Source organism: Mesorhizobium cantuariense, assembly GCF_042647205.1.
Lineage (GTDB): Bacteria > Pseudomonadota > Alphaproteobacteria > Rhizobiales > Rhizobiaceae > Mesorhizobium > Mesorhizobium cantuariense.
Genome location: NZ_JBHRVD010000001.1, coordinates 2,205,770 through 2,219,747 on the forward strand (window position 1 = coordinate 2,205,770; position 13,978 = coordinate 2,219,747).

The following is a 13,978-nucleotide window of genomic DNA, read 5'->3' on the forward strand; positions in this document are numbered from 1 at the left end:
TCCAGGAGAATCGCCTGCGAAAAGTTTGGCATATCGGCGCAGCTACGTCCCTTCCTGCGCCGATAGGGTTCGCTCGCCGGCACTGTACCTTGAGTATGGCGGGCGAACCCTCATTTCCACAGGCGCCCGGATGGCAAAAAGGCATGCTGGCTCCAGCCAAACACGCAACCGACGTTTCAGATTTGGTTCAAGAAGTCCAAAGCCTATCTACTGATCGCGTATGCGCGCTAAAGGCCTCTTATGGCCCGACTCCCAAGAGCCGGGCCGGAGGGTCGGCGATCAGTAACCGTCGTTTTCGATCACGACGTGGTGGTGCCGATGGTGGCGGTGAGTGGAGACGGAACCTGTCACGACGACGGTGTCTCGACGATGATGCCGGCGCCCATCGTCATAGAACGCATCCGCACCGTGGCGGCGGTGGTGCAAGCGCTGGCCGTCTTCGTTGATGATCTTGACGCTGTTGTGGTGACGATGGTGGGTTCTGATAACCACATCGGCCTCGGCTGCCGAAGCCATAACGGGCAATCCCATGGAAAGCGCCAACGCGCACATAATCATTGTTTTCATTGCAGTTTCTCCACTTTCTTAATTAGCCCTTCGTTGGATAACCGCCTCTGATCGCTTTGGTTCCGGTCTTCCCACGGCCAGCCCAGCCCATCGCTCGATCTCGCCGGTGGAACATTAGGTGTGTCTAATGGTTCTATTTCTCGCAGCCGGCACCACGGCTAGGTGTCTGCTGCAGATCAGCCGGCAAAGGCTGGTCGGCCCGCGTTCTCCGCCAGAGGCGCGGGCTTTCCCAGGCAACAGGAGAGAGATCATGAACAACATCATTTGGCTCGTTGGAGCGGTGGTCATCGTCATAGCGATATTGAGCTTTTTCGGCCTTCGCTAAGCGCGATGCGAGCGATGTCCATCGACCCTCTAGCGGAATGTGATCAGCCGAAGCTGACACTGCGAAAGCTTCGCCGACGATCGGCCGAAGATCGAGGGCTCACCGACGCGCCGTGCTGACACGAAAGACAACACTCTCAGCTTGTCTCACCAGGAGCGAGCCATCTCGCTCTATTTTCAGGCGGGATATGAGTTTGAGCGCCAAAGTCGGGATGCGCTAACACTTTGTTTTTTCTGGTCGGAGTGGCAGGATTTGAACCTGCGACCCCCTCGTCCCGAACAACGTTGCTAAGACAAAAAACGTTGTAAAACAATTAGATAGAGATGGCGTTCGGCAACGAAAAACACGGTTTGTTCCGTTCATTCATTGCCAATCGTTGCCGTAACCATAAAAGACGCCGGCCGAACGGCGCCGCAACCAACACTCGCAACAGGAATCACGACTTTGCAGATACTGCGAATTACCCGCGAGCCGCCGGGCGGCTCGGGAAATACCCTTGCGCGGTTTGATATCGCGCTCAACGATGATCTCAGGCTATTCGGACTGCGCATCACCCAGCGCACCGCTGGCGGATATTCGATTTACGGGCCGAACGCTCACGGCGGGCGCATCGTGACATTTTCATATGAATTGGTTGATCAAATGGCCCGCGCTGCACTCGCCGCGCTTGAGGAGCAAAAGCCGAATGACAAACGTGCAGCCTGAACTCCACATCGGCCAGACCGTAACCCATAAGGGTTTTGGCGATGGAAGAATCGCAGACATAGACGGCGACAAAGTTACCGTCCAATTCCCGAAGGTCGGCGAAAAACGCATCCTCGCCGCTTTTCTCGCACTCGCCGATAACGACAACAAATCCATCGTTCCAGCACCCGCCATGCACCCCGCTCCGTTCACACCGGAAGCCGCAGGCGGGATCCTTGCAGATATCTCCCGATGGATAACGACCACCGCCATAATCCCGGTGCCGGAGCTTTCTCTTATGGCTTCAATCGCCCTGCTGGCGGGAATGTTCGGCAAGGTAGCACTCACGCCCACCAAGGCCGGCGTCAATATCTACGTGACGACATTGCTAGGCACGGCAAGCGGCAAAGGCCATCCGCCAAAAGCCATCCGTGCAATCGGCGACAAGGCCGGTGCAGTCGGCGCCGTGACCAATGGCGACCCGACGTCATACGCGGCGATGGAGCGCATCCTTCGAAAGAACTCCTCCACCGTGGTGGTGATGGACGAATTTGGCATTACGCTGCAGGATGTAAACGCGAAGCACAAGAACTCTGTTGCAGCCGGCATCCGCAAGTTCCTGCTTGCCGTTTACGACCAATCCAACAGCGTTTTTGACGGCCGTATCTATGCCTCCGCCGAGACTAAGAAGGATGACTCCCCTATCACCGGCCCAGCGCTGACCGTGCTCGGGATGACGACCGTCGACACCCTCTATGCCGGCCTTTCAGAGGCGAGCATCGCGGACGGATTCCTTAACCGGTTCCTGTTCGTAACCGCCGCGCCGCACAAGGGCACGGTCAAGCCGCCGAAGCTTGACCATGACGCCGCACCGCCCGCCGACTTGGTGGACGCCGCCAAGGCCGCCCGCACGGTGTTTCCGGCCAGCACAATGCCGTTCGCGCCGAAGTATGTCGTGCCGTTCGAAGGAGGCGAAGCAGGCGAAGCTTACCACCGCTGGGGCGAGGTATTCGTATGGCAGCAATCGGCAGGAACCGACCTGGCCGGCCGCGCCGCGGAGAATACAGTGCGCCTTGCAACCATCCGGGCAATCAGCCGAAACCCTGCCGAACCCGTCGTCAATCTCGATGACGTGGAATGGGCTTGGGCAATCGTCCATTCGTCGGTTGCGCTGATAAGGGATGGTCTGCGGCGGCATATGTCGGCCAGCCCCGCCGAGGCTCTACGGAAAGCAATTGTTGCCGTGCTCGAGGACTCGTCTGGGCAGACCATCGCCTATTCCAAGTTGTTGACCAAACGGGGCGTCTCGGGAGCCGACATTTGGGAAGTTGAGAGCGCGCTACAATGGCTCGTTGATAGCGGAACGGCCATCGATCTCAACGGTAAGACGAAGCCAGGTAGAGGGAGCAAAATCAAGCTTGCCGATTTGGAATAGTCTTGGAACGGCGTTGGAATCCTTGGAACGTATCTAGGCCAAAAGGACGTTTTCATTCCAACGTTCCAAAACCGTTCCAAACACGTTGGAACGGAATAAGATAATATAATCAATAAGATATATATAAAAAATACTCTCGTTCCAATATTCCAAATATGCTTTTGAATCTGCTTTTCTGCCCCTTTTTATGGTGCGCAGAAAGCATGTTTGGAATCTTGGAATATTGGAACGGACACTCAAAACCCGCCCAATGGGCATCACGAAAACCAGAGGAGAACACCAAGGAATGGAACACGCATGTTTGCAATTACCCCCTTCGCCGCGGAACGCCAGGTTTACAAGACCTCAGACGGCGGCATGAAGTCCGAATGGCAACCGTGTCGCGCGATCGGAATCACGACAGTCGACGGAGAGCCGGTCTACGTCATCGAATGCAGAAAACTTGGCGACGTCTGGCTGGAGACGGAGGGCGCGCTTAGGCAGCCCGCACCCCACTCATGAGGAACACCGATGACATCGCTAGCACCAACCGAAACCGATTGCCCACACCGCGGCCGCCGCATGAGTTGGGCCGAGTTCAGGAAATTGACGGCCGACAATGACAACGAACGGCAACCCTTATCAGACGACGAGGTGGCGCCGTATGAGGCGCAACTACATCGAAGCGCAGCCGCTGTGCGAGCGGTGTCTTGAAACCGAGGTAGTCTCGCCAGCCGTGGCCGTATGCCTCGCCAGCGGCCACCACAACGGCGACGTGGCCGCCTTCTGGGCAGGTCCGTTCGTTTCGCTGTGTAGCGGCTGCAGGTTCGATCGGCGTGAGGCGATAATGCAGTGCACAATGGGCTGTGGTGCAGTGCACCGGGGTAGCCTCGATCTCCAGAGGGGTCGACTCCACATACCGCCGTCCCACCCATCGCGCACATTGGGAAGGGACCGGTTCAAAATAAATTCGGCCTCGCTTGCCGCGCAAGGCATTGCGGCCAAAACCATAGGTAAAATCGCATGAAAACAGATACGATTCAGCGGGCAAAACCGCCCGCCCACCTGCAGCCAGCCACAAGAAAGTGGTTCAAATCCGTTACCGAAAACTATGCTCTGGAGGGGCACCACGTTCGGTTGCTCACTCTGGCCGCGGAGGCCTGGGACCAAGCACAGATAGCGCGTGCCGTACTCGATAAGGACGGCCAGACGTTCAATGATCGCTTCGGCCAGCCGAAGGAACGGCCAGAAGTTGCGATCCTGAATGCGGCAAGAATCGCCTTCGCGCGATTGGTCCGCGAGTTGGCTTTGGACGTCGACGCGCCAACCGAGAGCAGACCGCCGCGTACGCGGGAGTATCGGTAATGGTTAGACGATTGAAGCAGAGACGCGTCAGAAGGTGTGAAATCCCGATTGAAGACGCGGACCTGCTTATGCGCGCCGGCCGCGACTATTTCGAGTGCCTTGGGGGATATGGCTTCGATCCTGCGCCGCGGCCAGGTCTAATCGAAGACGAAACGATGTTAGCAATTTGGGACGATTTCGCCGATGAGCTGGAGGCCGAGTGGAAGGATCCGCGATCGCCGTTTTATATGTGGCCGGAACAGGGCGAGCCGCATATCTATCAGGTGCTGCGCGACAATCGAAGCCTCGCGGCAAAGTAGAGGGGTGGTTCAGTCCTGCCTGCCGTCCGATCATAGGACCGGTCGCGCAACTCAGCGATAGCGCTAATACAGGAATTCCCTCGCGTGCGCGCAAGCGCGCGAGGGTCTAAGCCTATTCGTGATTTGACGTTCGCTTCGCTAGGGAGGAAAAGAAAACCGGGCGGGAAACCGGCAAGTGATCCGCCCGGCTCTTAGGTTGGCATAGCCTACCTACTTGCGCTTAATCGTCTCAACGATGTGGGTGGCGGGTTTGTTCGTGGCGGCCTTAACGGTCGTGAACTGCCCGTTTCCTGCGTTGCGTCCAATCTTCTGGTTCTTGCTCATTTCGAATCACCTCCTTTCCGCCGGAAGATGTCCGACTACAATTTGTGCATTATAACAGAACATTTGCGGAACTGAATACCATATGTAGTTCTGGCATGGCCCGCGCTGTGTCGTCTGGGGATTGTGGGGATAACCCTTTGGCCATGTGGCGCAGAAGACACACACAGCGTTAGACCTGTGCGCCAAGACTTAACGTTTTTGGCTCCGAAACCTATATTCTCAGTAGAAGACCAAGACCGTCGTCAGGGCGGCAAGGCACGCCGGCAATGCCGGCACACGTTGATAAAGCCGACGAAGAGCGGCCAAAAACGAGAGCACCTTTATGCTAATCTTGGATCTAACCGGCCGGCCGGCCGGGAACTTCAGCGCGCGTCTCGGTAAACGCATTAGTTGGCCGGCGTTCATAGCGCTCGCCGACGCCAAGGGCCAGCCGAGTAATCGGCGGACGATGGTGGAGGTGCGCCCTTTCGAGTTCGTGACGGCGGTGCCGCCACCGGACCCGATACCGGCTGCCAGCTACGTTGTTGACGAAGCCCCCACTTCCGGAAAGCGCTCAATCCCTGACGGCGCATTCCTTCGCCCCGATCTGCCGAAACCGCGCCACGAACCTCGGCCCATCGACCAATTTTGGCTAGGCCGGCTTTGTCTTTTCGCAAAGAGGTACACCGATCCATCACGGCATTGGCGCGGTTGGAAGCCCAAATCTCCTGCGGCGGACACATACACTATGCTGGAGCTTCTACGTCCATTGTCGGCCCTGTCGAAGGCGCGATTCTACATGGCTTCGGAGTCAATCACAGCCGCTGTAAAGGCACCCGTAGTGCACCGCACGCCACTCGCCGAGGAACACTCGTCGGGTCGCCTGTCCGCGCGCCACATAACCGCTGCCGACTGGTTTTCAGCCGACATAGAGGCCAATGCATCGGTAACTGGCGAGGGGGTGATGCGCCGCAACTCCTCGGGCAGCATGGCACCTTCTGGCAGTCGCGACCCCCTTGCCCTCTGGCCGGCTGAAGCCGCCGCGGACGCATCCCTTCGCATTCGTCTGCGGTTCCGCACGCTCGGACGCCTGGCTAATGTCGTGGTCGCAGCACTACAGGGCGGCGAGATGCGGGATCTCGCGCCCGCCTGGAATTTCTCGCAACGGAACAAAGCCGATGCCGGCCGCATCAGATTACGGGCCGCGTTGGAAATATGCGCCCGCATGGCAGAGCGAGAAGTCGATTGGTTACCGCGTTGGGAAGTAACCGAGATAGCGCAGGCGGCATGCTCGCAATGCTCCAAACTCGAAGCAACTCGAAGAATGCGCGTTTTGAGGCCTGCAAACGACAATTATAGGATGCTCGCCGCCGCTTGATTTTGTTAGCGTTTCTTGGTTCGAGCGAGGGGTATCTGAACTTCCTGCTACTATACATTATCGGAAGGCCACAAGGTGCTCGCCTTCCCAATTGGGCCGCTGCTGTAAAAGGAAAGCGGCCCTTCTTTATTCGCAGCCGCTCACGGCGCCAGACGTGACGGCACCCTTCTCAATTGCCGTATCTCGGATGTACAGAACGGCAATCCGATCGCGCTGTTTGCATCCCGCCAGCGCTGATCGCCCGCGACCTCCGTTTGCTCTTTTCGGCCGGTCGCGGTGCTGTTTTTAGTTCCTTCAAAATGTAAACCGCGCAATGCGCCGGAGGTCAGATGGTTCAAATACACGGCGCGATGCTTCCCGACTGCATCGTAAGGAACTCCAGAATACCGCGCCCCCGGGTGGTGCAAACACTTCGCCGCGAAAAAGAGGCGGGCCGCATCGGCTCCGGCCGCCCATTCGCGCCGCCCATCACGGAGCGCGACATCGCGCGGATGTTGCTCGCACTGTCGGCACCTTCGCCGAGTCGGGCGGTCGAACACGAGAAGGCGACTGGTCGGCTTGTGTCACCGGACGGCTTAACTGTCGAAAGCGCAATAGCGGCTTTGCTCTCCGCCGACGCCACCGAAGGCCAGATCGCCGTCAGCCAAGATGGACGGTTTGTCGAGATCCGTACGCTTGACGGCGTACGGACGTTCGGCTCGCCATGTGGCGGCTTCGTGTCGGTTTTCATCATCCCCATTGCAGCCATCGTCGTCATCGGCGGTGAACTGCTCAACAAATAGGACAACCACAATGTTCAATCGAACCAAGACACCGACTGAGAACGACGACGATGTGCCGCCGATTCTCGATCTCAACCCAACCCTAGCGACCTTGAACGACAAAAAGGTGGCGATCGGCGAGGAATCCGCCCTGCTACGTGCCGAAGATTTTGCACTTGCGCAGGCGCATGGGCCGGACGATCCGGACGAGAACCGCGCAGCGCGGCTGGCCGAAATTCTAGGCACGAAACCTGCGCCACGCAGGCCAATGCGATCGACTCGTCATCGCGAAATCTCCCAACGTCTCCGCGACCTAGCCGACGCGAGAGAGATTGTTGATCGCGACATCCAGACAGAAACCTCACGCGCCAGCGCGCTTCTGCAGGAGCGGCTGAAACCGGAATATCGAAAGCGTATCGGTGTGCTGACCGAGACTCTGATCGCGCTCGATGCAGCGGCAAGGTCTTGCCGCGAGATGAGCACAAGCGTGGCCGATGCGGGCTATTCGTCGGGTTGGATGAGCGTGCACTTTTCGCGCATTCTGGAGGGCGGGCGTAACGGCCCCATCGGCATCCTTCTCAACGAGATCAAAACAGCCGGCCACCTCAAGCCAAACGACATTCCGAAGGAACTTGCATGACCGCCCATTCAATCATCGAAATCCCCGACCTCAGCCGCCACGCGGCTCGAGCGGAAATTGCTGCAAAAATGGCAGGAATGGCAGGAATGGCCAACGGCAAACGTGCCGGTATATCCGGCCATATGTACGCGAACCATCCACAGTCGGTGATGGTGCGGCCGGCTGTGCGGGGGATCGCCGTCCAGTACGGCGAGACCTTCGAGAAGGATGGCGAATTGTATGCCTTCGTAGCGGGCTGTTTCACCGAGGCGCTGAAGGGCGAGATTGCTATTCGCATCGACCATATGGAGGGCACAGACTTCGGATTGACCGCGGCGGGACTTCGCTTTATCGATTCCGGGGACTTCTTGGCGTTTGAATACGAACTGCCGAAGACGCAGAGCGGCGCCGTGGTGACCAGTATGGTTGCATCGGGCGGAAGGACCGATGTGAGTGTCGGCGCCCGGCAACCAACGATCGTCGCAAAAAGCTTACGCGGCGTCGATATCAAATTGATCGTAGCGGCGGGTCTAGAAGAGATCAGCATCTGCGCTGACGGAGCTGTGAAGCAGTCACATGTACGCATTGTCGATCTCGCCCAGGCTCAGCCGCTTGAGGCCGAGGTTCGGAATGGGACCCTGCGCACCGTTGCCCTTGGAAACGAATTGGTTAGCTCGGCCAAACGCATCCTGGAGACTGCCGAGGCACTCAATGCCGAGGCCGAGCCGAAGCGGGTGACGCCGCTGAATGCCAGCACGGGCCGACCGTTAGCATCGTGGGAGCGATGAGCGCTACCATAACCGCCGTCAGGCCGGAGCGGTCACGCCGGCCAGGCGGCTCTCTCGTCCACGCTGCGTTTGATTTCTATACCGACGACATCGTTGTGTCGGGTGCGCAGATTGCACAACGGCAGGATGGGAAATGGCAGATATGGGCACCGACTGTTCGCAAGGGCGCCGGTAGGTTGCTGTTTCGCGATAGCGGTTCGTTGTTCAAGGATGTGGTAGCGGCCGTGCTATTGCGGCTGGAACGGTAGCCCCCCCTATCGGGTTCTCTGGGGCGTTTCCGCCTAGGACCGCGCGGTATTCGGGAGGGTATCCGGTGTTCGGTTAAATCGCGCTTGCGCCATTCCAGAAGGCATCGTATGCGGCAATCTTCAAGACGATGATATCTGGGTCATCTACCCTGCTGATGAGTGCGGGAGAACGCTCGGCGAAATTCCTGAGGGATTGGCTGAGTGTGTATACCTGACTTCCGTCAACCAAGATCAAGCGATCATGCAGTTCGTGCTTGCCGGCCAACCTGACCTCTAGCGGCCTGTTGCTTCCGTACTGCTGGATGAACTTCTGAGCGGCAGGGAGCAATGCAGTCTTGTACATAGGACTGCCAAGCAGTTCGATATTGACGCCTTCGTTAGCCAAGAGGGCAAATTCGGTAAGTGCTTTTTCGTCCATGTATGGGTCCACGATCCGGACTTTGCTCTTGGCTGCAGACAGCACCTTTCCAACCGCCATCATCGCGTCGAATGGCTTGCCCGCGACTACGAATGAACCTTGCGACGAGTGCGGTGCCTCCATTTCAGCTATCGCCAGTGCTGCGTATAAATGCATGTTGACGTTTTGGACTGTTTTTTGAGTGCCGTTACTCCCCATGAACGTTCCGGCGTTGGCAATGCCAGACGCATTACGCTGCGAGACCCCCTCAACGAGCGCCTGAGCCCGTCCCATCCACCGCAGGACGTCATGGATATCGCCAGTGTTGGGTTGTGCTTCTATCAGGCGCGCAATCGCACCATAGCGTTCAGCCGCGTTCATCTGTCCCCCCTTGGGCAACCCACAACATGCATGACCTGGTGCTGCTTCGGCAACTTCTTGCCGAGCAGCACCGCCCACCACAATAGCGCCAAGCCAGCCCACGCGGCGGCCTTTCCATTTCAAGGAACATCCAAATGACCGATTTTGCCGTGGCCGAACGCCGCGCGAACGCGCTTGCGCGCCGCCTCCTTAAAGCTGGCGGCGATGCATCGGAAATTGCCGCGGCGTTCGCAGTGCAGGCCGCCGCCCTGTCAAACGCAGCGACCGATCGCACCAAAACGTCTGCTTGGTTGCGCGAGATCGCCGACCGTAACGAGGCGCGCTAATGGCAACCGATGTCGAGAAATTAGTCGTTTCATTGGAAGCCAAGGTACGCGGCTTCGAAAACGCGCTTAATAAGGCCAACCGTACGGCTCAGACGCAGCTGAAGAAAATTGAGGGGCAGTTCACTGCCACCAATAAGAAGCTGACGCTTAACATGGGCGGATTTGGCAAGTCGTCTTTCGCTAGCGCCTTTAGTGGACTTCAAAGTCAGCTTCTGACGATAGTTGCGCCAGTGGCATTGGTCACGGCGGCCATAGGCGGCGCCAAAAAAGCTCTCGCTGATTTTGGCAAGTTGGCTGACGATATTAAGCCAACGGGTTTGTCACCCGAAATCTATCAGGGCTTGGGCCTTGGTGCGCGGGAAGCCGGCGTTGAGCAGGACCAACTAAACGCCGCTTTGAACGTCTTTGCCAAGAACGCCGGTCTTGCAGCGGTTGGCGCTGGACCGCTTGTTAGCGGTCTCCAGAAGCTAAATCCTGAACTCCTCAAGGCAATCCAAAGCGCCAAAACCCAAGACGAACGGCTGCGCCTAGTGGCTGACGCGCTCGGAAGTACGGGCGACGCGGCAGAGCGAGCCGCAATCTCTGCAACTGTATTTGGAAAAGCCGGCGTAAAGCTTGTCGACATTTTCGCCCAAGGGTCAAAGGGCATAGACGAATTTATCAAGCGCGGACACGACATGGGCGTCATCATCTCCGGTGAGATGCTGAGCAATGTTGACGCACTGAGCGACAAACTAGACGTTCTGCAGTTCGCCATCCAAACCAATCTCAATCAGGCGCTTATCAATCTAGCGCCGTCTCTTGTTGATGCGGCAACGGAAATTGCGCGTCTCACAAAGGGAGTTAAGGACTTCACAGAACAACCGTCTTTCGAGACGTTTGTTAAAATGCTCGAGCTGACAAATCCCCACATTGTTGCCGCAGCACAGAACGTTGATAAGCTTGTTGCTTCCCTGAAAGACGGCGAGCCGGCTGCAAAAAAACTAGCGGACGGCATCAAGGAAGCGGTTGCGGATATCCCGAGGGATATGATCTCTCCCGCGGCGATTGCGTCACTGGACGCACTGGTGGCCAAGTTTGGCGAGAGTGGCGAAGGGGCTGCGGACGTTAAGCGGAAGCTTGAGGAACTTGCAAAGTCCAATCCGGAATTCATAGCCCTCGCCGAACGGCTCAATCCGCTTCTAGACAAACTGATTGATATCCAAAAGCAGGCCGGCGTTACCGGTGCGGCCGTTAGCCAATCGTTCCGGCAATCCGAAAACGCATCGATGGACGCGCTAGGCGGTATGAACGCCGAGCGGGATAAGTTCATCGGGGATAGGAATGCCGACGCCAGCCGCGCAGAACTCGAAAAGCAGATAGATGACCGCACTGCGGCCATTCTAAAGGCGGCTGACGACGTTGGCGTATCTCTAACCGAAGCCGCTGCGCGCATTCAGGCACAGTCTGAGATTGCTGCTGAAACGACGGTAAAGGCAAATGACGCCAGCGCGTCAAGCGCTATGGACCTCATCAAGAAGTTTGAGGGGTTCATTACGACGGCGAAGTTCGACGTCAACGCCTATCGTGTCGGTTATGGGTCGGATACCGTCACGCTTTCGGACGGCTCGATCATAAAAGTCACGCAGGGCATGACGACCACGTTGGCGCAAGCCAATGCAGACCTGTCTCGCCGAATTGGAGAGTTTCAGGCGGGCATTGAAGGCAAGATCGGAGCGGACACGTTCCGCGGCATGTCGGAACAGCAACAGGCCGCGCTTACGTCTATTGCGTACAATTACGGCTCGCTTCCTGACCGCATCGTTGAGGCCATCAAGACCGGAAATACGCAGACCGTCTATGAGGCTATCAAGGGCCTTGGCAGCGACAATGGCGGCATCAACAAGACCCGCCGCGGCCAAGAAGCCGATATGTTTCTGTCCGGTTCGAGTTCTATCGACCAGGCGGACATAAAGCTTCGTGAGGATCAGGCGAAAGCCATCCACGACACTATCGCGGCGCTTTCCGCAGAGACGGCAACCATCGGCTTTGAAACACAAGCCATGAGTATGTCGAACGCCGAGCGTGAGCGCGCGCGAGTCATTCGTGAAGCACTGAACGAACTTGAGAAGCAAGGCATCACGATTACGGACGAGGTTCGCGCTGCCGTAGAGGCGGAGGCGAATGCGCGTTACGGCCAGGTTGCGGCCTACGACGAAGCGGCCGCGGCGGCCGACAGGCTGAAGCAGTCACAAGAAGACCTTGCGGCACAGCAGGAAGAAATCAACGACGCATTCTCCGGCGCGCTGAAGGGGTTCATCTCCGATCTGGCGCACGGCAAGTCGCTGACTGACGCGTTGCGTGATGCCGTGAGCAAGCTGGCTGACCGCCTGCTTGATATCGCTCTGGACAATCTGTTCGGTGGCGGTGGCGGTGGCGGTGGGCTGATCGGCAAACTGTTTGGCTTCGCCGAAGGCGGCTACACCGGCAACGGTGGCACACAGCAGCCCGCAGGCGTTGTTCACGGGCAGGAGTTCGTAGTCAACGCTCAGGCGACCAAGAAAAACCGGCCGCTACTCGAGGCTATGAATGCCGGCGTGCCAGGCTACGCATCCGGTGGCTTTGTAAAGCGACTGGCGGGGGCAAGGGGCGGCGGTCGCAACGGCAACATGGGCGCTGCTAACGCAGCCGGCGCGCAGGGTGGCCGACCGATAAGCGTGGCCATCACGGTCAATACGCCGGACGCGCATTCGTTTGTCGAATCGCAAAACCAGATCGCGGCAAGAACCGCCGCGCATCTGGAGAGAACCATGCGCACGCGCTAGGCGGCGGTAAGCCACAAACCACTACATCTCAGGAGAAAACTAGTGGATTGATCGGGACAGAAGAGTCCTTTTTGGGATTCCCCGGATCGCTTCGGCATGCGACATTGCGGGATGCGCACTGGTATCAGCATCGACATCACGGCTTCGGACAGAATTCGGCTTGAAGGGATCGTCGCAGCACGGAGTTCGCCTCAGAAGCATGTCTGGCGAGCGCGGATCATTCTGTTGAGCGGTGATGGCCTGGGGACCGCCGCGATCATGACGATGACAGCCAAGTCGAAGACCTGCGTGTGGCGCTGGCAGGAGCGCTTCATGAACGAAGGCGTCGACGGCCTGCTGCGCGACAAGACGCGGCCACCGGGCATTGCACCGCTTCAGTCTGTGCTGGTCGACAGGGTCGTGGCGCTGACACTCGATCCGCCAGACCACGAGGCGACGCACTGGACGGTCCGCGCGATGGCGAAGGCGGTCGGCATCGCGGCGTCTTCGGTGGTGAAGATCTGGCACGACCATGGCCTTGCGCCTCACCGCTGGCGCAGCTTCAAGCTGTCCAACGACAAGGCGTTTGCCGAGAAGCTTCACGATGTGGTCGGGCTCTACGTCTCGCCCCCCGCTCATGCCATCGTGCTGTCGGTCGACGAAAAGAGCCAAATCCAGGCGCTCGACCGCACTCAGCCGGGGTTGCCGCTGAAGCGCGGTCGCGGGGCGACAATGACGCACGACTACAAGCGCAACGGCACGACGACCCTGTTCGCCGCGCTCAACGTCCTCGATGGCTCGGTGATCGGCCGTAATATGCAGCGCCATCGCCATCAGGAGTTCATCCGCTTCCTCAACGCCGTCGAGGCTGAACTTCCGCCCGACAAGGCCGTCCATGTGATCCTCGACAACTATGCCACTCACAAGCAGCCCAAAGTACGCGCTTGGCTGGCCAGGCATTCGCGCTGGACCTTCCATTTTGTGCCGACATCCTGCTCATGGCTCAATGCTGTCGAGGGCTTCTTCGCCAAGCTCACACGCCGCCGGCTGAAGCACGGTGTCTTCTACTCCGTCGTCGATCTCCAGGCCGCCATCAATCGCTTCATCACCGAGCACAATCAGCAATCCCGACCGTTCGTCTGGAGAGCCGACCCACACAAAATCATCGCCGCCGTCAGGCGCGGGCACCAAACGTTGGAATCAATCCACTAGAATGACAGCGCTCTATGGCGCGGCGAAGCCGCGCATGGTCGACGGAAAACTAATTGTTCAGTTCCTCGATTTTCGGTCGAGATGCCGGACTCTCGGTTACTCAGACGCCGCAATCGCATCGGTCACCA

Annotated in this window: 13 protein-coding genes; 11 read left to right on the plus strand and 2 right to left on the minus strand. The window is 58.2% G+C overall.

Annotation, left to right across the window (positions count from 1 at the left end; translation table 11 throughout):
• Positions 1 to 279: 279 nt before the first annotated feature.
• Positions 280 to 567: a hypothetical protein gene (locus tag ACFOJ9_RS10140; protein ID WP_378978749.1), complete on the minus strand. Its 288-nt coding sequence runs from the start codon at positions 565 to 567 to the stop codon at positions 280 to 282.
• 769 nt (positions 568 to 1,336) lie between these two features.
• Here ACFOJ9_RS10140 and ACFOJ9_RS10145 point away from each other — a divergent pair.
• From ACFOJ9_RS10145 to ACFOJ9_RS10180, 8 genes are all read left to right on the plus strand, one after another.
• Entirely contained in the window at positions 1,337 to 1,597 is a 261-nt protein-coding gene (locus ACFOJ9_RS10145; protein ID WP_378978750.1) for a hypothetical protein, read from the plus strand.
• The gene (locus ACFOJ9_RS10150) at positions 1,578 to 3,011 is read left to right on the plus strand and encodes a DUF3987 domain-containing protein (protein ID WP_378978751.1); all 1,434 of its coding nucleotides are present in this window, start codon (positions 1,578 to 1,580) and stop codon (positions 3,009 to 3,011) included. The genes ACFOJ9_RS10145 and ACFOJ9_RS10150 overlap by 20 nt, the downstream gene beginning before the upstream one ends.
• Positions 3,012 to 4,013: 1,002 nt before the next feature.
• Positions 4,014 to 4,355 carry a P27 family phage terminase small subunit gene (locus tag ACFOJ9_RS10155; RefSeq protein ID WP_378978752.1) on the plus strand — a complete coding sequence of 114 codons (342 nt, stop codon included), beginning with the start codon at positions 4,014 to 4,016 and terminating at the stop codon, positions 4,353 to 4,355.
• A 68-nt stretch (positions 4,356 to 4,423) separates the two neighbouring features.
• Positions 4,424 to 4,654, plus strand: a complete 231-nt coding sequence (locus ACFOJ9_RS10160; protein WP_378978753.1) for a hypothetical protein — start codon at positions 4,424 to 4,426, stop codon at positions 4,652 to 4,654.
• 1,051 nt (positions 4,655 to 5,705) lie between these two features.
• Positions 5,706 to 6,335: a hypothetical protein gene (locus ACFOJ9_RS10165; RefSeq protein ID WP_378978754.1), complete on the plus strand. Its 630-nt coding sequence runs from the start codon at positions 5,706 to 5,708 to the stop codon at positions 6,333 to 6,335.
• A 329-nt stretch (positions 6,336 to 6,664) separates the two neighbouring features.
• Complete coding sequence (locus tag ACFOJ9_RS10170) at positions 6,665 to 7,117, plus strand: hypothetical protein (RefSeq protein WP_378978755.1); 453 nt, start codon at positions 6,665 to 6,667, stop codon at positions 7,115 to 7,117.
• 10 nt (positions 7,118 to 7,127) lie between these two features.
• Entirely contained in the window at positions 7,128 to 7,736 is a 609-nt protein-coding gene (locus tag ACFOJ9_RS10175) for a hypothetical protein (protein WP_378978756.1), read from the plus strand.
• Positions 7,733 to 8,503: a hypothetical protein gene (locus tag ACFOJ9_RS10180; RefSeq protein WP_378978757.1), complete on the plus strand. Its 771-nt coding sequence runs from the start codon at positions 7,733 to 7,735 to the stop codon at positions 8,501 to 8,503. Before ACFOJ9_RS10175 ends, ACFOJ9_RS10180 begins: the two co-directional genes overlap by 4 nt.
• A 321-nt stretch (positions 8,504 to 8,824) precedes the next feature.
• On the opposite strand, the gene ACFOJ9_RS10185 is transcribed toward ACFOJ9_RS10180, so the two are convergent.
• The gene (locus ACFOJ9_RS10185) at positions 8,825 to 9,652 is read right to left on the minus strand and encodes a phosphatidylserine/phosphatidylglycerophosphate/cardiolipin synthase family protein (protein ID WP_378978758.1); all 828 of its coding nucleotides are present in this window, start codon (positions 9,650 to 9,652) and stop codon (positions 8,825 to 8,827) included.
• A gap of 11 nt (positions 9,653 to 9,663) precedes the next feature.
• Between ACFOJ9_RS10185 and ACFOJ9_RS10190 the strand changes: the two genes are divergently transcribed.
• The 3 genes from ACFOJ9_RS10190 to ACFOJ9_RS10200 all read left to right on the plus strand — a co-directional run bounded on the left by ACFOJ9_RS10190 (position 9,664) and on the right by ACFOJ9_RS10200 (position 13,850).
• Positions 9,664 to 9,855 (plus strand): hypothetical protein, encoded by a 192-nt coding sequence (locus ACFOJ9_RS10190; RefSeq protein ID WP_378978759.1) that lies wholly within the window; start codon positions 9,664 to 9,666, stop codon positions 9,853 to 9,855.
• Entirely contained in the window at positions 9,855 to 12,659 is a 2,805-nt protein-coding gene (locus ACFOJ9_RS10195; RefSeq protein WP_378978760.1) for a lysozyme, read from the plus strand. The genes ACFOJ9_RS10190 and ACFOJ9_RS10195 overlap by 1 nt, the downstream gene beginning before the upstream one ends.
• Positions 12,660 to 12,770: 111 nt before the next feature.
• On the plus strand, positions 12,771 to 13,850 hold the full coding sequence (locus tag ACFOJ9_RS10200; protein WP_378977646.1) for an IS630 family transposase: 1,080 nt from the start codon (positions 12,771 to 12,773) through the stop codon (positions 13,848 to 13,850).
• The last annotated feature ends 128 nt before the right edge of the window (positions 13,851 to 13,978 follow it).